This window comes from Deinococcus planocerae, from assembly GCF_002869765.1.
GTDB lineage: Bacteria > Deinococcota > Deinococci > Deinococcales > Deinococcaceae > Deinococcus > Deinococcus planocerae.
This window is the reverse complement of record NZ_PNOR01000016.1, coordinates 26,933-50,946: the sequence shown is the minus strand read 5'-3', so window position 1 is coordinate 50,946 and position 24,014 is coordinate 26,933. Positions and strand designations below refer to the sequence as shown.

25 protein-coding genes are annotated in these 24,014 nt (G+C 70.0%); 18 read left to right on the top strand and 7 right to left on the bottom strand.

From position 1 onward, the window contains the following. Positions 1-19 precede the first annotated feature (19 nt). The 6 genes from A7B18_RS10855 (at position 20) to A7B18_RS10830 (ending at position 5,966) form a co-directional block, all read left to right on the top strand. Positions 20-1,159, top strand: coding sequence for an acyl-CoA dehydrogenase family protein (locus tag A7B18_RS10855; RefSeq protein WP_102126719.1), 1,140 nt, complete (start codon positions 20-22; stop codon positions 1,157-1,159). A gap of 156 nt (positions 1,160-1,315) precedes the next feature. Beyond that, complete coding sequence (locus tag A7B18_RS10850; protein ID WP_102126718.1) at positions 1,316-2,473, top strand: ABC transporter substrate-binding protein; 1,158 nt, start codon at positions 1,316-1,318, stop codon at positions 2,471-2,473. 89 nt (positions 2,474-2,562) lie between these two features. Next, on the top strand, positions 2,563-3,537 hold the full coding sequence (locus tag A7B18_RS10845; protein ID WP_102126717.1) for a branched-chain amino acid ABC transporter permease: 975 nt from the start codon (positions 2,563-2,565) through the stop codon (positions 3,535-3,537). Position 3,538: 1 nt separating this feature from the next. Beyond that, positions 3,539-4,480, top strand: coding sequence for a branched-chain amino acid ABC transporter permease (locus A7B18_RS10840; RefSeq protein ID WP_102126716.1), 942 nt, complete (start codon positions 3,539-3,541; stop codon positions 4,478-4,480). Beyond that, the gene (locus A7B18_RS10835; protein WP_102126715.1) at positions 4,477-5,256 is read left to right on the top strand and encodes an ABC transporter ATP-binding protein; all 780 of its coding nucleotides are present in this window, start codon (positions 4,477-4,479) and stop codon (positions 5,254-5,256) included. The genes A7B18_RS10840 and A7B18_RS10835 overlap by 4 nt, the downstream gene beginning before the upstream one ends. Further along, positions 5,256-5,966 (top strand): ABC transporter ATP-binding protein, encoded by a 711-nt coding sequence (locus A7B18_RS10830; protein ID WP_102126714.1) that lies wholly within the window; start codon positions 5,256-5,258, stop codon positions 5,964-5,966. The genes A7B18_RS10835 and A7B18_RS10830 overlap by 1 nt, the downstream gene beginning before the upstream one ends. A gap of 57 nt (positions 5,967-6,023) precedes the next feature. Here A7B18_RS10830 and A7B18_RS10825 read toward each other — a convergent pair whose 3' ends face one another. Further along, entirely contained in the window at positions 6,024-6,551 is a 528-nt protein-coding gene (locus tag A7B18_RS10825) for a CAP domain-containing protein (protein WP_102126713.1), read from the bottom strand. A gap of 155 nt (positions 6,552-6,706) precedes the next feature. Here A7B18_RS10825 and A7B18_RS10820 point away from each other — a divergent pair, with 155 nt between their 5' ends. Next, positions 6,707-7,177, top strand: coding sequence for a DinB family protein (locus A7B18_RS10820; protein ID WP_102126712.1), 471 nt, complete (start codon positions 6,707-6,709; stop codon positions 7,175-7,177). A 45-nt stretch (positions 7,178-7,222) separates the two neighbouring features. Here A7B18_RS10820 and ftsY read toward each other — a convergent pair whose 3' ends face one another. Then, the gene (gene ftsY / locus A7B18_RS10815) at positions 7,223-8,188 is read right to left on the bottom strand and encodes a signal recognition particle-docking protein FtsY (RefSeq protein ID WP_102126711.1); all 966 of its coding nucleotides are present in this window, start codon (positions 8,186-8,188) and stop codon (positions 7,223-7,225) included. A gap of 60 nt (positions 8,189-8,248) precedes the next feature. After that, complete coding sequence (locus tag A7B18_RS10810; RefSeq protein WP_102126710.1) at positions 8,249-8,518, bottom strand: glutaredoxin family protein; 270 nt, start codon at positions 8,516-8,518, stop codon at positions 8,249-8,251. Positions 8,519-8,581: 63 nt separating this feature from the next. Here A7B18_RS10810 and A7B18_RS10805 point away from each other — a divergent pair, with 63 nt between their 5' ends. Continuing rightward, positions 8,582-9,136: a DinB family protein gene (locus A7B18_RS10805; protein WP_102126709.1), complete on the top strand. Its 555-nt coding sequence runs from the start codon at positions 8,582-8,584 to the stop codon at positions 9,134-9,136. A gap of 9 nt (positions 9,137-9,145) precedes the next feature. Here A7B18_RS10805 and A7B18_RS10800 read toward each other — a convergent pair whose 3' ends face one another. Beyond that, positions 9,146-11,185 (bottom strand): protein kinase domain-containing protein, encoded by a 2,040-nt coding sequence (locus A7B18_RS10800; protein WP_102126770.1) that lies wholly within the window; start codon positions 11,183-11,185, stop codon positions 9,146-9,148. Positions 11,186-11,365: 180 nt separating this feature from the next. Between A7B18_RS10800 and A7B18_RS22880 the strand changes: the two genes are divergently transcribed. Together A7B18_RS22880 and A7B18_RS10790 are read left to right on the top strand one after the other, a co-directional pair. Then, complete coding sequence (locus tag A7B18_RS22880; RefSeq protein ID WP_102126708.1) at positions 11,366-13,144, top strand: hypothetical protein; 1,779 nt, start codon at positions 11,366-11,368, stop codon at positions 13,142-13,144. Positions 13,145-13,210: 66 nt separating this feature from the next. Continuing rightward, positions 13,211-13,651 carry a hypothetical protein gene (locus A7B18_RS10790; RefSeq protein ID WP_102126707.1) on the top strand — a complete coding sequence of 147 codons (441 nt, stop codon included), beginning with the start codon at positions 13,211-13,213 and terminating at the stop codon, positions 13,649-13,651. Positions 13,652-13,747: 96 nt separating this feature from the next. Here the strand turns inward: A7B18_RS10790 and A7B18_RS10785 are convergent, their stop codons facing one another. Next, entirely contained in the window at positions 13,748-14,749 is a 1,002-nt protein-coding gene (locus tag A7B18_RS10785) for an NADPH:quinone oxidoreductase family protein (RefSeq protein WP_102126706.1), read from the bottom strand. 122 nt (positions 14,750-14,871) lie between these two features. Here A7B18_RS10785 and A7B18_RS10780 point away from each other — a divergent pair, with 122 nt between their 5' ends. The 5 genes from A7B18_RS10780 (at position 14,872) to A7B18_RS10760 (ending at position 20,102) form a co-directional block, all read left to right on the top strand. After that, positions 14,872-16,950: a 3-hydroxyacyl-CoA dehydrogenase NAD-binding domain-containing protein gene (locus A7B18_RS10780; RefSeq protein ID WP_102126705.1), complete on the top strand. Its 2,079-nt coding sequence runs from the start codon at positions 14,872-14,874 to the stop codon at positions 16,948-16,950. Positions 16,951-16,988: 38 nt separating this feature from the next. Then, the gene (locus A7B18_RS10775) at positions 16,989-17,174 is read left to right on the top strand and encodes a type II toxin-antitoxin system HicA family toxin (protein WP_102126704.1); all 186 of its coding nucleotides are present in this window, start codon (positions 16,989-16,991) and stop codon (positions 17,172-17,174) included. Continuing rightward, positions 17,171-17,638 carry a helix-turn-helix domain-containing protein gene (locus A7B18_RS10770; protein ID WP_102126703.1) on the top strand — a complete coding sequence of 156 codons (468 nt, stop codon included), beginning with the start codon at positions 17,171-17,173 and terminating at the stop codon, positions 17,636-17,638. The genes A7B18_RS10775 and A7B18_RS10770 overlap by 4 nt, the downstream gene beginning before the upstream one ends. 26 nt (positions 17,639-17,664) lie before the next feature. Continuing rightward, complete coding sequence (locus A7B18_RS10765; RefSeq protein WP_102126702.1) at positions 17,665-18,840, top strand: acetyl-CoA C-acyltransferase; 1,176 nt, start codon at positions 17,665-17,667, stop codon at positions 18,838-18,840. A 293-nt stretch (positions 18,841-19,133) separates the two neighbouring features. Then, the gene (locus A7B18_RS10760) at positions 19,134-20,102 is read left to right on the top strand and encodes a ring-cleaving dioxygenase (RefSeq protein WP_102126701.1); all 969 of its coding nucleotides are present in this window, start codon (positions 19,134-19,136) and stop codon (positions 20,100-20,102) included. Between the two features lie 55 nt (positions 20,103-20,157). Here A7B18_RS10760 and ald read toward each other — a convergent pair whose 3' ends face one another. Then, on the bottom strand, positions 20,158-21,264 hold the full coding sequence (ald, locus tag A7B18_RS10755) for an alanine dehydrogenase (RefSeq protein WP_102126700.1): 1,107 nt from the start codon (positions 21,262-21,264) through the stop codon (positions 20,158-20,160). Positions 21,265-21,428: 164 nt separating this feature from the next. On the opposite strand from ald, the gene A7B18_RS10750 reads away from it, so the two are divergent. Genes A7B18_RS10750 through A7B18_RS10740 form a run of 3 tightly spaced genes read left to right on the top strand, consistent with a single transcriptional unit; the run spans position 21,429 to position 23,340 of the window. After that, positions 21,429-21,905 (top strand): Lrp/AsnC family transcriptional regulator, encoded by a 477-nt coding sequence (locus A7B18_RS10750; protein ID WP_102126699.1) that lies wholly within the window; start codon positions 21,429-21,431, stop codon positions 21,903-21,905. Positions 21,906-21,944: 39 nt separating this feature from the next. Beyond that, a complete protein-coding gene (locus A7B18_RS10745) occupies positions 21,945-22,634 on the top strand; it encodes a peptidylprolyl isomerase (protein ID WP_102126698.1) in 690 nt (229 codons plus the stop codon). A gap of 40 nt (positions 22,635-22,674) precedes the next feature. Further along, complete coding sequence (locus tag A7B18_RS10740) at positions 22,675-23,340, top strand: phosphatidylserine decarboxylase (RefSeq protein WP_102126697.1); 666 nt, start codon at positions 22,675-22,677, stop codon at positions 23,338-23,340. 3 nt (positions 23,341-23,343) lie between these two features. Here A7B18_RS10740 and A7B18_RS10735 read toward each other — a convergent pair whose 3' ends face one another. Then, complete coding sequence (locus A7B18_RS10735) at positions 23,344-24,000, bottom strand: LrgB family protein (RefSeq protein ID WP_102126696.1); 657 nt, start codon at positions 23,998-24,000, stop codon at positions 23,344-23,346. Positions 24,001-24,014 lie beyond the last annotated feature (14 nt).

Genomic DNA, 24,014 nt, shown 5'->3' with positions numbered 1-24,014 from the left:
GCCGCGCCGAGGAGCCCCTATGATCGACTTCACCCTGACCGACGAACAGAAGCAGCTTCAGCAGCTCGCCCGCGACTTCGCCCGCCGCGAGATCATCCCCGTCGCCGCCGAGTACGACCAGAAAGAAGAGCTGCCCTGGCCGGTGGTGGAAAAGGCCTTCGAGGTCGGCCTGCTCAACGCCTCCATCCCCGAGCACGCGGGCGGCCTGGGCCTGGGCATGGTGGACGAGTGCCTGATCGGTGAGGAACTCGCCTACGGCTGCATGGGCATCTACACGGTGATGATGGCCTCCGAACTCGGCCTCACACCCATCCTCGTGGGCGGCACCGAGGAGCAGCAGCGGCGCTTCCTGGGCCCGCTGACCGAGAAGCCGTCCCTCGCCGCCTTCGCCCTCTCCGAGCCCAACAACGGCTCCGACGCCGCCGGAATGCACACCACCGCCGTCCTCGACGGCGACGAGTGGGTCATCAACGGCACGAAGATGTGGATCAGCAACGGCGGCGTGGCCGACATCACCGTCGTCTTTGCCACCACCGACCGCCAGGGCGGACACAAGGCCACCGTCGCTCTCGTGGTGCCCAAGGACGCGCCCGGCTTCTCCTGGAACAAGATCAAGCACAAGATGGGGCAGCGGGCCTCTCTCACCTCCGAACTCGTCTTCGAGAACGTGCGGGTGCCCAGGGAAAACCAGCTCGGCGGGCTCGGCGACGGCTTCAAGATCGCCATGAAGACGCTCGACAAGACGCGCGTTCCGGTCGCGGCGGGGTCGGTCGGGATCGCCCGGCGCGCCCTCGACGAGAGCGTGAAGTACGCCAAGGAGCGTCAGGCGTTCGGCAAGCCCATCTCCGAGTTCCAGGCGATCCAGTTCAAGCTCGCCGAGATGGCGATGGGCGTGGAGACCGGGCGGCTGATGTACCAGAAGGCCGCGTGGCTGGTGGACCGGGGCCTCCCGCACGGCTACGAGTCGGCCATCGCCAAGGCGTACTGCTCGGACATGGCCTTCGACGCGGCGAACGAGGCGATCCAGGTCCACGGCGGTTACGGCTACGTGGGCGAGTACCCGGTGGAAAAGCTCCTGCGCGACGTGAAGCTCAACCAGATCTACGAGGGCACGAACGAGATTCAGCGGGTGGTGATCAGCCGCAACCTGCTGAAGTAGGTGCCGCGGCGGGGCGAAGAGGGGCAGGCCAGACGGTCTGCCTCTCTTACATTTCGGCTTGACTTCCCCCTTTCCCCACCGGATAGTGAGCGCACCCTAAACTCAGCTTCACGGGCGCACCACCCCACCGAAGAGGAACTGCCCAGGAGGAACCACATGAAACGACTGGCCTTGACCCTGACCCTCGGTCTGCTCGCCGCCGCGCAGGCGCAGAAGGTCGCCACGCCCGTGCCCATCGGCATCGCCGTCGCCCAGACGAGCAACACGGCCCTGCTCGGGCAGGAGCAGGTGATCGGGGCGCGCTTCGCCGAGAAGTTCCTGAACGCCCGAGGTGGCATCAACGGCACGCCCATCCGGCTCGTCTTCCAGGACGCGGCGGGCGACGAGAACAGCGCGATCAACGCCTTCCAGAACCTGATCACGAAGGAGAACGTGGTCGGGATCGTGGGGCCGACCCTCTCGCAGCAGGCCTTCGCCGCCGACCCCATCGCGGAGCGGGCCAAGGTGCCCGTGCTGGGGCCGAGCAACACCGCCAAGGGCATCCCGCAGATCGGGGAGTTCGTGGCCCGGGTGTCCGCTCCCGTCGCGGTGGTGGCGCCGAACGCGATCCGGCAGGCGCTGAGGCTCGATCCCAAGATCAAGAAGGTCGCCGTGCTGTACGCGCAAAACGACGCCTTCTCGACCTCGGAGACGGGCACCTTCCAGGAGACGGCCAAGGCGCAGGGCCTGAACGTCGCCACCGTGCAGAAGTTCCAGACGACGGACACCGACTTCACCACCCAGGTGACGGCGGTGCTGAACGCGGGCGTGGACCTCGTGATCGTCTCGGGCCTCGCGGCGGACGGCGGCAATCTCGTCAAGCAGCTCCGGCAGCTCGGGTACAAGGGATTGATCATCGGCGGCAACGGGCTGAACACCTCCAACATCTTTTCGGTGTGCCAGCGCTACTGCGACGGCATCATCATCGCGCAGGCGTACAGCCCGGCCCAACCCAGCGCGGCCAATCAGGTCTTCGTGAAGGAATACCGCGCCCAGTACAAGAAGGACCCGCCCCAGTTCGCCGCCCAGGCCTACGCGGGCGTGCAGGTCATGGTCGAAGCCTTGAGGGCCCTCGACCGCAAGAAGAAGCTCGCCCAGTGGGACCTGGGTGAACTGCGCACGGCCCTGAACAAGCAGATTCTGGCCGGGCGGTACAACACGCCCCTGGGTGAACTGCGCTTCGACAAGGACGGCGAGATCATCCAAAAGGACTTCTACGTCGCGCAGATCAAGATGAAAGACGCGCGGACGGGCTCGTTCGTGTTCCTGAAGTAAGCCCGCAGCGCTCAGCCGTCAGCCGTCAGCAGGAAAAGAGCTGATCGCTGACGGCTGACGGCTGAACGCCCCTCGCAGAAAGGGCCACCGTGGAAGCCAGCCAACTCCTCCAGAACCTCCTCAACGGTCTCGCCATCGGCAGCGTGTACGCGATCTTCGCGCTGGGGTACACGCTCGTCTTCTCGATTCTGGGCATCATCAACTTCGCGCACGGGGCGGTCTTCACGCTCGGGGCGTATTTCACCTACACGCTCGTCGTCGGGCAGTTCGAGAACAACGGGCTTCTCAAGGGGGTCAACCTCTTCCCGCAGGGCTCGCCGCTCTCGGGAAACCCGTGGGCCTTCGCGCTGGCGACCCTGATCGGGGCGACGGTGGCAGGCCTCGTCGCCGTGCTCGTCGAGCGGTTGGCCTTCCGGCCCATGCGGGCGAGGGGCGCCGACCCCCTCCTCGCGCTGGTCAGCAGCCTGGGCGTGGCGCTCGTCATCGTGAACCTGATTCAGCTCCTCGTGGGCGCCGAAATCTACAACTTCCCCTCCGACGCCTACGGGGAGGTGCGGCCAGCGCTGAGCTTCCAGATCGGCGAGCGGGTCGTCATCGTCCGCACCGTGCAGATCATCATCTTCGCCGTCAGCCTGGCGATGCTGGCGGTGCTGGGGTACGTGATCGGGCGGACGAAGGTGGGCAAGGCGCTGCGGGCGGTGGCGGAAAGTCCGGGCACGGCGAGCCTCCTCGGCATCAGCGTGGACCGCTTCATCCTGATCACCTTCTTCCTGTCGGGCTTCCTGGGCGGCCTGGCAGGCACGCTCGTCGGCACGGCGTTCGGGGTGGCGGGGCCGTACTTCGGGGTGACGTACGGGCTCAAGGGTCTGGCCGTCATCGTGCTCGGCGGGCTGGGGAGCATCCCCGGCGCCGTGGTGGGCGGCCTCGTGATTGGGCTCGCGGAGGCGTTCGTGCCCGCCGATTACAGCGCCTACAAGGACGCGGTGGCCTTCGCTCTGCTCTTCGTCATCCTCCTCGTGCGCCCGCAGGGTCTGCTGGGCCGCGTGCAGATTCAGAAGGTCTGATATGGGAGACTTCCTCGCCCAGTACGGCTTCCTGATTGTCACGATGGTGCAGGCGGGCCTGCTGGGCCTGAGCCTGTACTTCCCGCTCCAGGCCGGGCAGCTCAGCCTCGCCAGCCCCGGCTTCTACGCGGTGGGAGGGTACGTCGCCGCCATTCTGCTCACCAATCCGGCCTTCGCGGGCCTGCGCGAGTCGCTGGGAGGGGCTCTCTTCCCGCTCACCTGGCTCGCGGCGGCGCTGATCTGCGGGCTGCTCGGCCTTGTCGTGGGCATCCCCGCCCTGCGGCTGCGCGGTATCTACCTCGCCCTGGCGACCATCGCGTTCGTCGAAATCCTGCGGGTGGTGAGCCTGAACCTGGAGATCACGGGCGGGGCCATCGGCATCTTCGGCATCCCGCAGGCGTTCGGCTTCCAGGACCGCTGGCAGTACATCTGGCTCTTCGGGCCGCTGCTGATCCTCACCCTGCTCTTCGCGCGGCAGCTCGAACGCTCGCGGGTGGGGCGGGCCTTCCGCGCGATCCGCGAGGACGAACTCGCCGCCGACGCGATGGGCGTGCCGCCGACGCGCTACAAGGTCCTCGCCTTCGTGATCGGCGCGGTGCTGGCGGGGATCGTGGGCGCGATGAGTGCCCCCTTCCTGAACACCTGGAACGCCAAGCAGGGCACCTTCGACGCCTCCATCGCCATTCTCGCCTTCGTCTTGATCGGCGGCTCGCGCAACATCTGGGGCCCAGTGGTGGGCGGCGCACTCCTGACCGCGGTGCCCGAGGTGCTGCGCTTCCTGGCCGACTGGCGGCTGGTCATCAACGGCCTCGTGCTCGTCGTGGCGAGCCTGTACCTGCCGCAGGGGATCGTGGGGGCCCTGCAAGGTGTCCGCCGCCCCCCGCCTCCCCGCCGCCCGCCGTCCGTCCCCGTCGTGGTTGAGGCACCGGGAGGAGGGTCATGACGGCCACCCTGACCGAACGCAAGACCGTGCTGGAGGCGCGCGGCCTGACCCGCCGTTTCGGCGGCCTCGTCGCGGTGAATGACGTGAGCTTCGACGTGGCCGAGGGCGAAATCTTCGGCCTGATCGGACCCAACGGGGCGGGGAAGACCACCCTCTTCAACCTGATGACGGGCCTGACGCCGCCGAGCGCGGGCACGTTGATGTACCGGGGGCAGAAGGTCACCGGCCTCGCCCCGCACCGCATCGCCGCGCTGGGGATGAGCCGCACCTTCCAGAACATCCGGCTTTTCCGGGCGCTGACCGCGCTGGAAAACGTCAAGATCGCCCAGCACGTCCGCACGGGCGCGGGGCTGTGGGCGGGCGTCTTCGGCACCGCGCGGGCGGAGGAGGCGCGGGTGGAGGAGCGGGCGTGGGCGCTGCTCGACCTCGTGGGCCTCGCCGACCGGGCGGGGGAGCGGGCGGGGAACTTCAGTTACGGGGACCAGCGCCGCCTGGAGATCGCCCGCGCCCTCGCCACCGAGCCGCGCGTGCTGCTCCTCGACGAACCGGCGGCGGGCATGAACACCAGCGAGAAGGGCGGCCTGACCGCCTTCATCCGGCAGGTGCAGGGCCGCTTCGACCTCACCGTCCTCGTGATCGAGCACCACGTTCCCCTGGTGATGAACCTCTGCGACCGGGTGGCGGTGCTCAACTTCGGGCAGCTCATCGCCATCGGCGATCCGGCGGCGGTGCAACGCGACCCGAGGGTGATCGAGGCGTACCTGGGGGGTGAGTGATGGCGCTGTTGCAGATCGAGAACCTGAGCGTGAATTACGGCGGCGTCCAGGCGGTGCGCGGCCTGAGCCTGCATGTCGATGAGGGCGAGGTCGTCACCCTGATCGGCGCGAACGGGGCGGGGAAGACGACCACCCTGCGCGCGGTATCCCGCCTCGTGCGCCCGCGCGAGGGCCGCATCACCTTCGCGGGCCGCGACCTCACTCGCCTGCCCCCCGACGAGGCGGTGCGGCTGGGCATCGCGCAGAGCCCCGAGGGGCGGCAGGTCCTCGCCCGGCAGAGCGTGGAGGACAACCTGGAGCTGGGGGCCTACACGCGGCGGAACGCGGCGGAGGTGAGGGCGGACATCCGGCAGATGTACGAGCGGTTTCCCCGGCTGGGTGAGCGGCGGGGCCAACTGGCCGGGACGCTCTCGGGCGGCGAACAGCAGATGCTCGCCATCGCCCGAGCGCTGATGAGCCGCCCCCGCCTGCTCCTCCTCGACGAGCCCTCGCTGGGACTGGCGCCCCTGATCGTCCGCGAAATCTTCGCCATCATCCGCAGCCTGAACGAGTCAGGGACGACCATCCTCCTCGTCGAGCAGAACGCGCGGCTGGCGATGGGGCAGAGCCACCGGACCTATGTGCTGGACGCCGGGCAACTGACCTTGCAGGGGGACAGCGCGCAGCTCGTGAACGACGAGCGGGTGCTGCACGCCTACCTGGGGGGGTGAGGCGCGAAGGACGAGGGGGAGAGGCGGCTATCCCATGCCTCTCCCCCTCGCTCCTGTTTAGCGCGTGCCGAAGTCCTCGACCCAGTAGGTGCCCTTGGGGCTGGCGGGGTCATTCACGTACCCGACGCCGAGTTCCTTGAACCGGGGGTCCATCAGCGTCTTGCAGTGGCTGGGGCTGGCGAGCCAGGCGGCCACCACGTGCTCACCGTCGTACCCGGCGGCGAGGTTTTCGCCCACGACCTGCCAGCCCGTGTATCCGGCGGCCTCAGTGCGTTCCTGCACGTCCTTACCGTCGGGGTTCACATGGTCGAAAAAGCCCCGGGTCGCCATGTCGGCGGCGTGGGCGCGGGCCGCTTTTGCCAGATAGCCGTTCCAGGTGACGGGCGTGGTGGCCTCGAAACGCTGGTCGCCACACAGACGTGATTGGGCGCGGGCCTCATTGACCTGCCCGAGGATCAGGGCTTCTGCGGTGCTCTTGGTCTGGTCACCGGCGTCGGTGGCCCTGGGGGTGCCAGTCGTGCCCGTGCCGCCGCAGGCCGTCAGGCTCAGGGAGCCGAGGAGAAGAAGGATGGGGAGAGTGCGCATGAGGATTCCTTTGGCGTGCGGCTCGGCACGGGGTGGACTTCGAAACCCCATCAAGTTAGACATTCCCTCCTTGCGTCCCCGTCACAAGGCACGTCCCTAAAGTCCCTCCGCCCTCTTGCCGATGCCCGCAGGCGGATGGGTGGATATGCTCGGCCATGTCCCCGGACCTGCTGGACGGCCCGCCGCCCGAAACCCTCCTGCTCCTGCTCGGCCACAGCGAGTTCGCCTCTCCCGAACGCATCCTCGGCGGACTGGACGCGCGCCTCGCCGCCGGGCACCTGCCGGGCGCGCCGCACTCCATCGCCGAGATCTTGGCCCATATGCAGGCCAACATGCTCTTCAACCTCGACCTGATTGAGGGCCGCGAGCCACCCCCCCGTCTCGACTGGCGCGCGGTCGGCGAGGATGAATGGCCGGGGCTGGTGACGGCGTTTCTGGAGACCCTCGCCACGCTGTCGAGGCACGCCGAATCCCCGGACGTGCTGCGCCGCGTCATCTTCCCCCCGACGGCGACCGAGCCCGGCTGGACCGCCGGGTACAAGCTCGCCGTCAACGTGGCGAAACACAACGCCTACCACCTCGGGCAGGTCGTGACGCTGCGGCAACTCCTGAGCGCCTGGAACTGACCCGACCACGGGAAGAGGCGGCCACCCCCGCGCCGCCTCCCTGGCTCAGCCCTGCGCTTCCTTCGGAATGTCCACGTCGAACAGCGCCTGCACGAACTCGCGGCTGTCGAAGGGTTGCAGGTCGTCCTTGCCCTCGCCCACCCCGATGAACTTGATGGGCACCCCCAGCTCGCGGACGATGGGGATCAGGATGCCGCCCTTGGCCGTGCCGTCGAGCTTGGTGACGATCACGCCGGTCAAGGGGGTCGCCTCGTGGAACTTCTTGGCCTGCTGGAGGCCGTTTTGCCCAGTCACGGCGTCGAGCACCAGCCACACCTCGGCGGGCTCGCCGGGGTCGGCCTTGTCGATGACGCGCCGGACCTTTTTCAGCTCCTCCATCAGGTTGTGCTTGGTGTGGAGCCGCCCCGCCGTGTCCACGAAGAGGAGGTCGGTGCCCCGCGCCACCCGGGCGCTCGCCGCGTCGAAGGCCACGGCGGCGGGGTCGCCCCCCTCCGGGCCCTGGACGACGGGCACGCCGAGACGCTCGCCCCACACGCCGAGCTGCGCGCCCGCCGCCGCGCGGAAGGTGTCCCCGGCGGCGAACATCACGCCCCGGCTCCGGCTGCGGTAGTACTGCCCGAGCTTGGCGATGGTGGTCGTCTTGCCCACCCCGTTCACGCCGATCACCATGACGACGTGGCCCGCCGGATCGACGGTCGTGCGCCGGGCGCTGGGCGCGAAGCCGAACTTGCGGAACTGCGCCCGCTTCGCGTCGGGCTCCAGTTGCAGGGTCAGGGCCTCCATCAGGGCCTGTTGCAGATTCGGTTTGTCGCTGGCGCGCACGTCGGCGATGATCTCCTCGGTGGCGGCGCGGCCCACGTCGGCGGCGATCAGGGCGTATTCGAGGTCCTCGATGGAGTCGAGGCGGTTCGTGAACGAATCACGCAGATCCTGGCCGATGAACCCAGCCGTGTCACTGATCTGCTTGCGGGTCTTGCTCAGCCCGTCCCGCAGGCGCTCTAGCCAACTCATAACCCCACCATACCGCCCGGGCGTGTGCGGCGGGCGCACGGCGTCGCAAAGTGGGAGCGTTTAGCCGCCCAGGTGCCCCGCTTTCACCTCCCGCAAAAGCTGCACCTTGAGGGTGCTCAAGCGTCCCCGGCCCAGCACGCCCTTGAGCAGCACCCGCTCCCCCAGCGCGAGCACGGGCACGTCGTGGCCGTAGCGGGCCTCCAGCTCCGCGTTCCCGCTCACGTCCACGGGCGTGTAGCGGTAGGCGAGGGCCTGCAAGCCCGCCTCCGCCTGCTCGCACAGGTGGCAGCCCGCGCGGGTGTAGAGGGTGAGGGTGGGGAGGAGGCTCATGGGGGGAGTTTAGGACGTTTGCGAGGGCCGAGACGGCACCGGGTAACGTATCTTCGCCGAACGATGGAGATCGAGAACGGGCTTTACTTCCAGCACAAGGACGAGTGCTTCCTCATAGGTGACCTTCCGGAATTCTCGCCGGGCATCAGCCGCCTCGTCTACATGATGGAGTATGTTCGCCGCACGACACTCGATGCTGTGAAAGGTATGACCGTGGAGCAGCTCGACACTCAGGTGTTGGAAGAAGGCAACACCATAGGGATGCTGCTGGCACATATTACCGGAATAGAAGAGTCTTATCAGGGCGTCACGTTCAATAACACCCGACCCTCTCAAGGCCTGCCCGAACACGTTCTAGGTGAGAGTGGGCGCCGGGTCTTCAGTGGGCACCCGCTGGAGTGGTACTTGGACCGACTGGCCTCCAGCCGCAGAAGGACGCTCCTGGAGTTGGCTCAGAAGGACGATGATTGGCTCTACAAGCCTTACCAACCTTGGGGAAACAAGACCTGGGACAATAATTTCTGCTGGTTCCACGTCATTGAGGACGAGATTCGGCACCAGGGGCAGATCATCATTCTGCGCAAGGAAATCGCACATCGGCTCTCGACCACCTCGTAGGTCCTGACCTCAAGCCGGAACCGGCGTGGGACGCGGCAGCAGCGTCAGCGCCTGCACGGGCGCGTACATGTCGTGGGAGGCGAGGAGGTCCCCGGCGGCGCTGTAGGTCCGCAGCACCTGCCCGCCCCGGCGCACGGCGTAGACCTGGCCCTCGGCGTCGATCTGGAGGAGCCACGGCGCCCCCTCCGGCTCCCCGACAAGCGGTTCGAGAGCGAAGGACGTGCCTGATTTGCCGCCGGGCTCGATGCGGCGCACCCGGCGGGCCACCCCGTCCACGATATACACGGCGCCGGAGCCGTCTACCCCCAAACCCTCCAGCTCACGCAGGGCGTCTGAGTCGCGGTCCAGGCGGAAGGCGTAGCGGCTGAGGTACTCGCCCTGCGGGGAAAACCGCTGCACCTCGCGGTTGCCGTGGTCGAGCACATAAATCTCGCCGTTCGGCGCGGCGGCGATGGCGCGCGGGCCCTCGAAGCGGCCCAGGCCCTGCCCGCGTCCGCCGAACCTCCGTACGAAGCGCCCGTGCGTGTCGTACACGACGACGTGGTGCGCCTCCGCGTCGAGGACGTAGACGTGCCCGCCGCCCAGGGCGATCCCGACGGGTTGCAGCAGCTCGCCCTCACCCAGCCCGTAGGGGCCGAAGGCGGCGACCTCGCGCCCGTCCGGGGCGAAACGGCGCAGGAGCGTCCCCGCCTTGCCCTGCCGGAAGTCGAGCAGCGCGGCGTAGAGAAAGCCCTCCGGGTCGGCGGCGAGGGCGCCCGGCGTTCCCGGCAAGCCCCCCTCTCCGCCTGTGTCGCGCAGGCTCAGGCGCAGCCGCCCCGCCAGGTCGAGGAGCCGCAGGGTGCCGCGACGGTCAGCGACGCTCAGGGCGAGGGCCACGGGGTCGGTGAAGGTCTCGTCCTCGAGCACCCCGGCGTCGAGGCGGGCGATCACCTCGTCGAGGGTGGGTCGGGCGTCGGGGTCTTTTTCGATCATGTGCAAGATCAGGTCGGCGAGCTTGCCGGGCACCTCCATCCGCACCTGCTTGGGCGGCTTGGGCGTCTCGAAGACCTGCTGGTGCACGACCGCCTCGTAGCTCCCCTTGAAGGCGGGTTGCCCGGTCGCCATCTCGTAGGCGAGCAGCCCCAGCGAGTACACGTCGCTGCGCGCGTCCACCCGGTTGCCCTTGGCCTGCTCGGGCGCCATGTAGACCGGGGTTCCCACCCGCGTGCCCGTCATGGTGAGCCGCGTCAAGACCTTCCCGACCGCAATGCCGAAGTCCATCAGCTTCACGCCGCCCTCGCGCAGCTTGCCGTCCACGAAGGCGTGCCGCAGCACCATCACGTTCGCGGGCTTGATGTCGCGGTGCACCACGTTGTGCAGGTGGATGTGCCGCAGCGCGTCGGCGAGGGCGCGCAGGACCTGGGTGCCCTCGGCGAAACCCAGCGGGCGGCGGTCGAGCAGGGCCTCCAGGCTCTCGCCGTCGAGGAATTCCATCGCGATGTAGTGCTCGGGGGCCTCCATGCGGTAGTCGTACACCCGCACGACGCCGGGGTGGCTGAATCTCTTGAGGACCTCCGCCTCGCGGTAGAAGCGTTTGACGAAGCGGGCGTCGGCGAGGTACTTCTCCTGGGGCACCTTGAGGGCCACGACCCGCCCGTCGAGCCGCCGCCGGGCCCGGTACACGCTGCCCATCCCGCCGATGCCCACCCGGTCGAGCACCTCGTAGTCCTGAAAGTTCAGGTCGGGGACGGTCGGGAGCGGGCGGGGCGGCTGGGCGGTCGTGCGCCTCACGCCCGTGGGGAAGAGGGTGCGCGGGCCGCCGGGCAGGCGCAGGCCCGTGCTCGGCACGGCCACCCCGCCCAGCCGGAAGGCCGCCCCCCCCACCACGAACGCGGCGGCGACGAGCAGCCCCTGCGCCCGGTCGAGCCCGCCGCCGAGGGCGAGCGCGCCGAGCAGCGCCGAGAGCCCCAGGACGAGGGCCGTCACGGCGAGGCTGAGAACGCGCTCGCCCGAGCGGACACAGATGAGCAAGCCCACCACGAACAGCGAGCCGAGCAGGAGCAGGTTCACGCCCGGTTCCCCGGGCAGGGCGGCGGGCACGGCGGGGCGGCGACAGGAACGCGCATGGCTTTTCCCTTTATACCGGACCCCCCTGTCGGGACGCTTACAGAGCGTGCCCGGCGGGGAAAAGGGGGGCCTGATGGGGGGAGGGGGCACGCTGGGGGCGGGGTCCCTTCCTATACTGGCCCGGTGACCTCCTGGGCGTACTGGGCCGAACTCGTCGAGCTGTACGAATACCGGGTCGCCGACGTGCTGGCGGGCCGGACGCCGCGCGGCGGCAGACGGGCGCTCGCGGAGCTGCGCGACACGCTCCTGGGGGCCCCGCTCGAACCGGCCCTCCACCGCCGCCTGCTGAAGAGTGACCGGGAGTACCGGGCCGGGCTCGACCCCCGGCGGGTGGAGCGCGCTGGCGCCGAACCCGGCTCCTCCCCCGCCTGGAGCGCGCCCGCCGCCGGGGACTCCCCCGAGACCCGCGCGTGGGAGGAACTGCGGCGCCTCGCGTGGCACGCGGACCTGCGCGGGCGGGTGGTCGGGCGCACCCGCGCCTTGCGGGACGAGCCGGGGCGCCTCACCCTGCGGGTGCTGTACGCGGCGCTGGAAAACGCCGAGCGCGCGGCGCGGGGGGTGGCCGAGCCGCTCGCCGTCCCCGCCGAGCACGACCCGCTGGTGTCGCTGCACGACCCGGAGGTGGCCGGGCGGCTCGCCCTCGCCTGGGCCGACGCGCTCCTGACCTCGCCGGGCCGCTCGCGGGTGCGGGCCGCCCTGTGGGCCGTCCACGAGGCGCCCTTTCCCCGCCACCCCGACGAGGACCTGCTCGGCGCGCGCCTCCAGGCCGCCGAGCGCGAGCCCCTCGCCCCGCAGGCGCGGGAAGCCCTGGTGCAGGCGCTGCGGGCCTCTTCCCCCGCGGCCCGCGACCCGCGCGAGCGACCCGCCATCCGCGACGCGGCGCGGCGGCTCCAGACCCTCCTCGGCGAGCTGCTGGAGGGGGCCCCCGCCCCGGACCTCGGCGTGATGCCCGCGCGCAGCGTGCTCTACGCCGCCCAACCTCCCGCCGCCCTCCCCGCCCCCGACGACCGGACGGACGAACTCGCCCTGCACCTCGCAGGCGGGCGCGAGGCGCATTGGCGCGGGCTGGAGTTGCGCTGGCACGCCGTCGGGCCGCATTGGCAGTTCCAGGCCGGGGACGCGCTCGCCCTGCTGCAACCCCACCTCCCGCCCACCGAGCGGGCCTGGACGCTGCCGACCCCCCAGGGCGAACTCCGGTTGTTCCTAAGCGGGGCGTACCTGCTGCTGCGGCTGGAGCGGTCGGCCCCGGCCTCCGGCGAGGGGCCGGGTCACCTCGCGGCGCGGGCGCGGGCGGTGGCCCGACTCCTCGACCCGGAGGGCGCCCACGCGAACCTGCGCCTCGCCCGGGCGGCGGCGCAACTCCTGCGGGGGGCCGCGGTGGACGCCGCCGCCCTCGGCCCCGGGAGTGCGCGGCGGTACGTCGGCGCGCCCCCCGGCACGCTGCTCCCCCTGGCCCGCAAGGGGGTGGACGCCCTGACCACCCACCTCGCCCGGCTCACGCCCGTGGAGACCGAGGCCGCCCTGCAAGACGGCGCCGCCCTCCTCGGCCTGCCCGCGGGGCGCGCGCTCGCCCTGCACGACGTTCTTCACGCGGCGACCTTCACGCCCGAGCCGCTCCCGGCCCCGTCCCCCGCCTCCCGCCTCGACGTGCCGGCGAGCGGCGCCTTCGTGAGTGTCCGCCTGGGGGAGGGCCCCGTCACGCTGCATGTCCGGGGCCGGGTCCTCACCCTGCGCCGGGAGGACGGGGAGCACCCGGTCGCCGCCCTGCCCGGCGAGCCCGCCGTCCCCCTCCACGACCTGCTCGTCCTGCCCGTCGGGGGGGCGCAGGTCCTCCTCGTTCGTCAGGGAACGTGGGTGGCCGCCGCGGTAGAGGCGCCGGGAGGCGCCGGGGAAGCGCCCTGAGGGCCGTTCCGCCCCCGCCGCGCGCAGGAGGGCACCTGCCCCCGGCCCGTCCCTTACCCTACCCGCATGGCGACCCTGTACCTGATCCTGCTCACCCTACACAACCTCACGCGCTGGCTCGTCCTGATCGCGGGCGTCTGGGCCCTGTTCGTCAGCGTGCGTGGAGTCGGGGGCGCGCGGGCCTTCACCCCCGCCGACCGCCGACCCGTCGCCCTCTTTGCGGGGAGCGTCCACCTTCAGGTCGTGCTCGGGCTACTCCTTTTCGGGCTGCTCGGCGCCACGGCGGGCCGCGCCTTCTCGGACGCCCCGCGCGCCAGCTTCCAGTGGGAACACCTCGGCCTGGGCCTGATCGCCGCCGTCTTCGCCACCCTCGCCAGCGCCCTGAGCAAGCGGGCGGCGAGCAACCAGGCCAAGTTTCGCGTCGCCGCCGTATGGTCGGGGCTCGCGCTCGTCGTGATCCTGGCGGGCATTCCGTGGTGGCGTCCGCTGGTGCGGTTGTTTGGGTGAATCGCCAGCCGTCAGCAAGAACAAAAGAGGACGCCACAGCGTAGGCTGGGGCGTCCTCTCCTTGCTGATCGCTGCCCGCTGAGGGCTACGGCCCTCTCACCTCCCCGGCTCGATGATCACCTTGCCCGTCGTCTTGCGGTCGAGGAGGTCCTGGAAGGCGCGGGCGCTCTCGGCGAGCGGGTAGGTCGGCCCGACCTGCGGGGTGACCCGGCCACTCCCGACCAGCGACGTCAGCGCCTGCGCCGCCTCGCGGGTCGCCTCACGGTCAGCCATCAGCGAGGTGAGCCACAGCCCCGTCACGGTGAGGTTACGCTTCATCAGCTCGACCGGGCGCATGTTCGCCTGCTCGCGGCTCGCGTTGCCGATCACGATGATCCGGCCCCGGTTCGCCGCCATGTCGAGGCTTTCCTGGAACCGCTTGCCGCCCACGACTTCCAGGATGAGGGGCACGCCCTGGCCCCCCGCCGCCTCCCGCACCCTGGTCACCCGCTCCGGGTCGTCTTGCAGCAGCGTCACGTCGGCGCCGAGGCCCCGGGCGATGTCCAGCTTCTCCCCGGTGCTCGCCATCGCCACGACGTTCATCCCCAGCGCCTTCGCCAGTTGGATGCTCGCCGTGCCCAGCGCCCCCGCCGCCGCCTGCACGAGAACCCACTCGCCCGCCTGCCCGTGCCCCAGCGTCTTCAGGCCGTGGTAGGCGGTGAAGTACGACACCGGGAAGGCGGCGGCCTGGGCGGCGGTGAAGTGCTCCGGCACCGGGATCAGCGCGGCGGCGGGGGAGACGGCGTACTCGGCCAAGCCCCCCCGTCCCCCCAGGCTGGCGACCTTCTGCCCGACCCGCACGCCCGTCACGCCTTCCCCCAGCGCGTCCACGGTCCCCGCGAACTCCATGCCCGGTGTGTACGGCACCCGTGTGCGCGTCAGGTACTCCCCGGCCACCGCCAGCACGTCCGCGAAGTTGATGCCGACCGCCTCCACCCTCAGCCGCACCTCGCCGGGGCCGGGCTGAGGAACGGGAATCTCCTGCATCTCCAGCACCTCGGGGGGCCCCAGTTGCTCGACGACGATGGCGCGCATGGTGCTTTGCTCACTTTGGGTCATAGGGAGAGGATACCCGCGTTGTTCCTGTCAGGGTGAACGTGGACGTTCAAGATGAACGCGGGCGTATTTGACCCGTCCCCCCCACCCGTGAAAAGCTGGGCCCGCACCCAAGGAGGTCCCATATGAGCATCGTCGAGCAGACCCGCCAGGGGGACGTTCTCGTCCTGACCATCAACAACCCGCCTGTCAACGCCTTTTCTCCCGGCGTCCCCGAGGGCCTCCACGCGGGCCTCGACGCCGCGCTGGCCGATGAGGGCGTGCACTCGGTCGTCATCATCGGCGGCGGGCGCACCTTCATCGCGGGGGCGGACATCAAGACGTTTGACATGCCCCGCGAGCAGGCCCCCGACCTGCGGGGCTTCATCTCCCGCCTCGACAGCTTCGAGAAGCCGACCGTCGCCGCCATCCACGGCACGGCGCTCGGCGGCGGCCTGGAAGTGGCCCTGGCCTGCAACTACCGCGTGGCCGTGAAGGACGCGCAGATGGGCCTGCCCGAGGTCAAGCTCGGCGTTCTGCCCGGTGCGGGCGGCACCCAGCGACTGCCCCGCGTCGTGGGCGTGCAGAAGGCGCTGGAGATGATGCTCTCGGGCAACCCGATCCGGGCAACCGAGGCGAAGGAACTCGGCCTGGTGGACGAGATCGTGGAAGGGGACCTGCTGGAAGGGGCCGTCGCCTTCGCCGAGGCTCACGCCAACATCCGCCCCCTGCCCCGGGTCAGCGAGCGCACCGTGACGGACGCCAGCCCCGAAGTGTTCGCCGCCGCGCGCGAGGGCATCAGAAAGACGCACCGGGGCCAGCTCTCGCCGGGCTACATCGTGGACCTCGCCGAGATGGCGGCCACCCAGCCCTTCGCGGTGGGCTGGGAGGCCGAGGCCCGCCTCTTCATGGACGCCAAGGACTCGCCGCAGTCGCGCGGCCTGCGCCACATCTTCTTCGCCGAGCGGGAGAGCGCCAAGATTCCGGGCCTGGGCAAGGACACACCCACCACCGACATCAAGCAAGCGGGCATCATCGGCGCGGGCACGATGGGCGGCGGCATCGCCATGAACTTCCTGAACGTGGGCATCCCCGTGACCATCGTGGAGACCTCGCAGGAAGCCCTCGACCGTGGCCTCGGCGTCATCCGCCGCAATTACGAGAACTCCGCGAAGAAGGGCCGCATGAGCATGGAGGACGTGGAGAAGCGTATGAGTCTCCTCACGTCCACCCTCGACATGCAGGACCTGAAAGACGCCGACATCATCATCGAGGCCGTGTTCGAGAACATGGACGTGAAGAAGGACATCTTCAAGCGTCTGGACGAGATCGCCAAGCCCGGCGCGATCCTCGCCACGAACACGAGCACCCTCGACGTGAACGAGATCGCCTCCGTCACCTCCCGCCCCGAACAGGTCATCGGCCTGCACTTCTTCAGCCCGGCGAACGTGATGCGGCTTCTCGAAATCGTGCGGGCGGACAAGACGAGTGATTCCGTCCTCGCCACCAGCATGGCCCTCGCCAAGCGGATCAAGAAGGTGGGCGTCGTGGTGGGCGTGTGCGACGGCTTCGTGGGCAACCGCATGATCCACCGCTACGGCGACGAGGCGCGCAAGCTCGTCGAGGAGGGCGCCCGCCCCGAGGACGCCGATGCCGCCATGCACACCCTCGGCCTGCCGATGGGCCCTTTCGAGATGAGCGACATGGCCGGGCTGGACGTGGGCTACCTGATCCGCCAACACCAGGCGAAGGTGCGCGGCGAACCCAAACCCGACGGCTGGCTCGACCGCATCGTGGAGACCGGGCGCAAGGGCCAGAAGACCGGCGGCGGCATCTACGACTACGACGAGAACCGCAGGCCGAAGCCCAACGCCGACATGCAGAGGCTCATCGAGGACTACCGCGCCGAGAAGGGCCTCCAGTCGCGCGAGATCAACCGGGAGGAGGCCACCAGGCGCCTCGTCTACTCTCTCGTCAACGAGGGGGCCCAGATTCTCGACGAGGGCATCGCCCAGCGCGCGGGCGACATCGACGTGATCTACATCTACGGCTACGGCTTCCCCGCCTACCGCGGCGGCCCCATGCAGTACGCCGACGAGATGGGCTTACAGAACGTGGTCGCCGACCTGGAGCAGTACGGCCAGACGCCCGCGCCGCTGCTGAGGAGGCTGGCGGAGGAAGGGAAGACGTTCGCGGGGTACGACCGGGAGAGGGCGGGAGCCTGAGGAGGTTCGCAGATTTGATAACGTCGGTTGGATGAACCGTGCCCCGTAAAATCCGTGACCTCATTCGGGACCTGGAAAGGGCGGGGTTCGAGTTGAGGAGCGTGCGGGGCAGTCACCGGAAGTATGTTCGGGGCGAGGTCACGGTCATCATCAGCGGCAATGCGGGTAACGACGCGAAGAAGTACCAGGAACGGGCCGTGCAGGACGCACTGAGGCAGAAGTGAGGGAGGAGAAGGTGTACCTGACCGTCGTCAGTTCGGGCGAACGTAACTGGAACGCCCTCGTCCCTGAACTTCACTGCATCGTCACCGCCGGAAACCGGGAAGACCTTCTCCGCCTCACTCAGGAGAGCATCGCCCTCGCGCTGGAGGACCAGCCGGAGGCCGAGCCCCGGGTGCGGAGCTTGGAGGACTTGGAGGCCGATCTCCGAAGGGAACTCGACGGCAGCGAAGAGATGATCTTTCTCGCCCCCGCCGAGATGAACCCCGTCAGTCTGGAGATCGAACAGGCGTTGGAAAAGGCGGGGGTGTCTCAGGCTGAACTCGCCCGCCGCCTCGGCACCAGCCGCTCTGCTGTCAACCGCCTCGTCAATCCGTTCTACTGGGGCCACTCACTCGACATGCTCCGGCGTGTGGCCGCCGCCCTGGAAGCCGAACTGGAAGTCAAGCTCACGGCGAGGGCGTCGTGAAGCTCACCGATCTAAGGAGCCCCACCATGCGCGAAGCTGTCATCGTTTCCACCGCCCGCACCCCCATCGGCAGGGCCTACCGGGGGGCCTTCAACGCCACCCCCTCGCCCACTCTCGCCTCCTACGCCATCCGCGCCGCCGTCGAGCGGGCCGGGGTCGAGGCCGCCGAGATCGAGGACTGCATCATGGGCGCCGCGATGCAGCAGGGCGTGCAGACCACGATTGGCCGCAACGCCGCGCTGCGCTCGGGGCTCGGCGTGGGTGTGGCGGGCCAGTCCATCGACCGGCAGTGCGCCTCCGGCCTGATGTCCATCGCCACCGCCGCCAAGCAGGTCATCGTGGACCGCATGGACGTGTGCGTGGCGGGCGGGGTGGAGTCCATCTCGCTCGTGCAGACGCCGGAGATGCGGGTCGGCCCCGACCCCGAACTGCTGTCCATGCACAACGGCGTCTACATGCCGATGATCGACACCGCCGAGGTCGTCGGCCAGCGGTACACCATCAGCCGCGAACGCTGCGACGAGTACGCCCTGCGCTCGCAGCAACGCACGGCGAAGGCCCAGGCCGAGGGCAGGTTCGACGACGAGATCATCCCCGTGACCGCGCGCATGGCCGTGACCAACAAGGAGACGGGCGAGGTCAGCATGAAGGAAGTGACGCTGACCAAAGACGAGGGTAACCGCCCCGACACCACGATGGAGGGCTTGAAGGCCCTCAAGGCCGTGCGCGGCGAGGGCAACCAGATCACGGCGGGCAACGCCTCGCAACTCTCCGACGGCGCCTCTGCCTGCGTGGTGATGGAGGCGGGCCTGGCTGAGAGCCGAGGTCTCAGGCCGCTCGGGCGCTACATGGGCATGGCGGTCGCGGGCACCGAGCCCGACGAGATGGGCATCGGCCCGGTCTACGCGGTGCCCAAGCTGCTCAAGCGGTTCGACCTGACGGTGGACGACATCGACCTGTGGGAGCTGAACGAGGCGTTCGCCGTCCAGGTCCTCTACTGCCAGGACAAGCTCGGCATCCCGGACGACAGGCTCAACGTCGACGGCGGCGCCATCTCGGTCGGCCACCCCTACGGTATGAGCGGTGCCCGCCTCGTCGGCCACGCCCTGATCGAGGGACGGCGCCGGGGGGCCAAGTACGTCGTCGCCACCATGTGCGTCGGCGGCGGCATGGGAGCGGCGGGACTGTTCGAGGTGATGTAAGGGCAGGGATGAGGGGCGCGGGGCGGTGATGGCCGTCTCGCGCCTTCATCTTTTCGCTCCTCCCCCTTGACTCGCAGAGCTGCTTGCAGAGGGGGGAGGTTGGAAGGGGGTGAGCGGGCACGCCGTCTCAAGGCCAAGAGGAAGGGAAGGCATCTTCTTGGCGGTGAGAGAGCTTGCCTTCCCCCTCACCCCGGCCCTCCGCTTCGCAGCTCTTCGAGTCACCCGCGAGGGGAGAGGGAGCAAAAGACCTCGTACCCACCATCGTTTGACGTTAAACGATCTACAATACGCCCATGACCACCTCTCCCCTCATCCCCCACGGCCTGCACCACGTCACCGCTGTGACGGCGAACGCGCAGGCGAACCTCGACTTCTACACGGGCGTGCTGGGCCTGCGGCTGGTGAAGAAGACAGTGAATCAGGACGACGTGACGGCCTACCACCTCTTCTTCGCGGACGGGGCGGGGAGTCCGGGAAGCGACCTGACCTTCTTCGAGTGGCCCGTGCCGCCCGAGGTGCCGGGCAACAACGCGATCACGCGCACGGGTTTGAGGGTGCCCGTCGGAAGTCTGGAATGGTGGGCAGACCACTTGCGAGAGCACGGCCTGACCGTCACGCCCGTCACTCGCGCGAATCGGCCCCACCTCGATTTTGCCGACCCGGAAGGCCAGCGCCTCAGCCTCGTGGAAGGTGGGCCGGAGGGGGTGGCGTGGGAGGGCAGCCCCATCCCCGCCGAGCACCAGCTTCTCGGCCTGGGGCCCGTCGAACTCACCCTGCCCGGTCTCTTTCCCACCGAACGGGTGCTGACCCGCGCCTACGGCCTGCACGCGGCGGGCACCTATGCCGACCCCGAGAAGCCCGAACGGACGGTCCACGTCTACGCGATGGGGGAGGGCGGCCCGCACGCCGAACTCCACCTCCGCCTCGACCCTACCCTGCCCCCGGCCCGGTCCGGCGCGGGCGGTGTCCACCACCTCGCCCTGCGGGTGCGGGACGAGGACTACCACGCCTGGAGCGCGCGGCTGAGCGGCTTGGGCCTGCGGACGAGCGGCGAGGTAGACCGCCACTGGTTCCACTCGGTCTACTACCGCGAGCCGCAGGGCATCCTGATCGAACTGGCGACGGACGGCCCGGGCTTCGCGGTGGACGAGGACCCGGCCCACCTGGGGGAATCGCTGGTGCTCGCGCCCTTTCTGGAGCCGAGGCGCGGGCAGATCGAGGCGGGGTTGAGGCCGCTGAGCATGACGGCAAACCGGAACTGAAAGGAAGGGGCGAGGCCGCCGATGTGGTTGCCTCGCCCCTTTCTCTGCTTTCTGTCTACGCCAGCACGGCCTCGGCCTGGGCGACGGGCAGCTCGAAGGCTTCGGCCACGCCCTCGAAGGTGATCTGGCCCCGGTAGGTGTTCAGGCCGCGGCGCAGGGCCGGGTTGCGGCTGAGCGCCTCCACGCCCTGATCGGCGAGGAGCAGCGCGTAGGGCAACGTCTGGTTGGTGAGCGCGAAGGTGCTCGTGCGCGGCACGCCGCCCGGCATGTTCGCCACGCCGTAGTGGATCACGCCGTCCACCACGTAGGTCGGGTCGTCGTGGGTGGTGGCGTGGATCGTCTCCACGCAGCCGCCCTGGTCCACCGCCACGTCCACGATGACGCTGCCCTCCTGCATCAGCGGGAGCATGTCGCGCGTGACGAGGTGCGGGGCCTTGGCGCCGGGGATCAGCACGCCGCCGATCAGCAGGTCCGCCTCCGGCAGCAGGGCGCGGATGTTCGCCTCGCTGCTCATCATGGTGGTGAGCTTGCCGAAGAACACGTCGTCGAGGTACGTCAGGCGGCGGTGCGACACGTCGAGGACCGTGACCTTGGCCCCCAGCCCCATCGCCATCTTCGCGGCGTTCGTGCCCACCACGCCGCCGCCCAGGATGACCACGTGCCCCGCCTGCACGCCGGGCACGCCGCCCAGCAGCACCCCGCGCCCGCCGTTGGGCTTCTGGAGGTGGTACGCACCCGCTTGCACGCTCAGCCGACCGGCGACCTCGCTCATGGGCATCAGCAGGGGGAGGCTGCCGTCCGTCTCCTGCACCGTCTCGTAGGCGATGGCGGTGGTTCCGGCCCGCAACAGCGCCTCGGTGAGGGGCCGGTCGGCGGCGAGGTGCAGGTACGTGAAGAGGAGCAGGTCGTCCCGCAGGTAAGGGTACTCGGCCTCCACGGGCTCCTTGACCTTCACCACCATCTCGGCGCCCCAGGCCTCCGCCTCGGTGCCAAGCCGGGCGCCTGAGCGCTCGTACTCGCTGTCCGCGATGCCGCTGCCCAGGCCCGCCCCGCGCTCGACGGTGACGCTGTGCCCGCGCCGCACCAGGGTCGCCACCCCGCCCGGCGTGAGGGCCACCCGGTTTTCCTTGACCTTGATTTCCTTGGGAAGTCCGATGTGCATGTCCTTACCTCCGTGCGCCGGTCGGGAGTGACCCCCGCCGACGGTTTCTTGGCTGCCGTGACGCAATGGTAGCAGGAGCATCGGCCTTCGAGATTGCTCCCCCACCGGCCCTGACACTCACCACCGCAACGTCGTTGCGCAAAACGGGTAAAGTGCTGACATTTATGTCACGGCCCGAACTCGACCCCATCGACCGCCGCATCCTGACGATCCTTCAGCGGGACGCCCGCATTCCGAACACCGAACTCGCCGACGAGATCGGCCTGACGCCCGCGCCCACGCTGCGCCGGGTGAGGCGGTTGGAGGAGGAGGGGGTGGTCAGCCGCTACGTGGCCCTGCTCGACCCCAAGCTCGTCGGGCGGGACCTGATGGTGCTCGTGCGGGTGACGCTCGACAAGCAGACCAAGCAGGGCTTCGAGACCTTCGCCGAGCACATGCGCGCCCGCCCCGAGGTGCTGGAGTGCTACCTGTGCCTGGGGGACACCGATTACCTGCTCAAGGTGTGCGTGCCCGACCTGGACGCCTACCAGACCTTCCTGGTGGACGTGCTGGCGGCGACTCCCGGCGTGCGGAACACGGCGAGCACGATTGTGGTCAAGCAGGAGAAGTACACGACGAGCCTGGCGGTGGAGGAGGGGTGAGTGGAGGACCGCCCTCCCCGGCACGCTAGGCTGGGGCCCATGCGCTCCCTCACCCTGTCCGCGCTGCTGCTCGTCTCCGCCGCGTTCGCCCAGACCTCCACCCCGGCAACGACGCCGCCCCGCCCCGCCGCCGCGCCCACCTTCGCGCCCGTGCCGTATCTCAGCGCGCAGCCCGTCCGTTCCTTCAGGGAGCCGGGCTGGGTGGTCGACCCCGCGAAGACCTACCGCGCCGTCCTGAAGACGAACAAGGGCGACGTGACGGTCGAGCTGTACGCCCGGCAGGCACCCAAGGCGGTAAACAACTTCGTCTTTCTCGCGCTGAACCGCTTCTATGACGGCACGCGCTTTCACCGGGTCGTCGAGGGCTTCATGGCGCAGGGGGGCGATCCCCTCAGCGCCGAGGCTGCGCAGCGGGAGAGGTGGGGCACGGGCGGGCCGGGCTACGGCTTCTTCGTGGAGCTCGACGAGGGGCTGAAGTTCAACTCGGCGGGGGTGCTGGGCATGGCCCGCTCGCAGAGTTACTTCTCGCAGGGAAGCCAGTTTTTCGTCACGCTCGCGCCCGCCGACTTTCTGAGCGGGGACTACACGGTCTTCGGCAAGGTCGTGGCTGGGCAGGACGTGCTGGCGAGGCTCACGCGGACGGCGCGGAGCGGTCAGGGTGGGGAGACGGCCATCCCGGGGGCCCAGCCCGACACCCTTCAGAGCGTGCAGATTTTCGTCTCCCGGTAGCGCCGGAGCGGGCCCCCCGTTCCTCCTCTACACTCGCTCCATGCCCGGTCTGCCCCGCCTGATCCTGCCCCTCGCCGTCCTGGGAGCCGCCGTCTGGTACGTGCGCGGCGTGCGCCGTTACCGCGATCCCATCCGTATTCCCCCGCAGGACGCGGGCGCGGTCCTCAGCCCCGCCGACGGGCTGGTGTGCTTCGTCCGGCGCATCGAGGGCGGGGAGGTGCGGGTGGAGACGCTGGCCGCCCCGTTGAGCACGCGTGACCTGACCGGCGCGGACGTGTGGGAGGGGTGGCTCGTCGGGCTGTTCAACGGCCCGCTCGACGTGCACTTCGCCTATGCCCCGGTGGGCGGCACGGCGCGGGAGGTCGAGCACGTCGGCAGCCGCCTGAACGTGTCCCTCGGGGGCGCCGGGCTGTTGCTGGGCCGCCCCGCCGACCTGCTCGGCACGCGCGGGGCGGTGGAGAACGAGCGCCACGTCACCACGCTGGAGACGCCCGGCGGCGACGTGGGGGTCACCCTGGTCGCGGGGGCGGGGGGCCTGAACGCCATGACCTACGTCCGCCCGGGGGACGAGACCCGCGCCGGGCACAAGCTCGCCTTCCTGGAGGAGGGCGGGCTCGTCCTGCTCACGCTGCCGGGGCACGCCGTGCCGCAGGTCAGCGTGGGCGACCGGGTGACGGGGGCGGAGACGGTGGTGGCGCGGCTCTGAGCCTCAGCGCGTCAGCGCGACCACCAGCGTCACGAGGAGGGCGGCCAGCCCCATGCCGATGCTGCTCGCGGCGCCGGTCTGCTCGCCCTCCTCGCGGGCGCGGGCGGTCCCGACCCCGTGGGCGACGCTGCCGATGGCGACTCCCCGGGCGAGGGGATGGCGCACGCCCAGCCGGGTCAGGACAGGCGGGAGCACGAGCGCCCCCACCAGCCCCGAGAGAACGGCGAGGGTCGCCGCGAGGACCGGGGGCGCGCCGGTGAGGGGAGCGAGTTGCAGGGCGACCGGGCTCGTGGCGGGGGCGGTGCTCAGCGACCGCTGCGCCGCCTCGCTCAGGCCGAGCAGGTGAGCCAGCCCCGTGTCGGCCCCCACCCCGACGAGCGTGCCCGTCAGTCCCCCCAGCGCCAGCGCCCGCCACTCCCGCGCGAGCAGCGCCCGCAGCCGGTACAGCGGCACCGCGAGCGCCACCACCGCCGGGCCCAGCAGGAAGGAGACGGGCCGCACCTGCGCCTGATAGGTGCCGTAGGGCGTCCCCGTCACGAGGAGCACCGCTGCGACGACCACCGTGGCGATCAGGGTGGGGTTGACGAGGGCGCTCCGCGTCCTGATCTGCGCCACCACGCCCAGCGCGAAGGCGAGCAGGGTGAGGGCGACCCAGGTCACGGGGACCCTGCGGG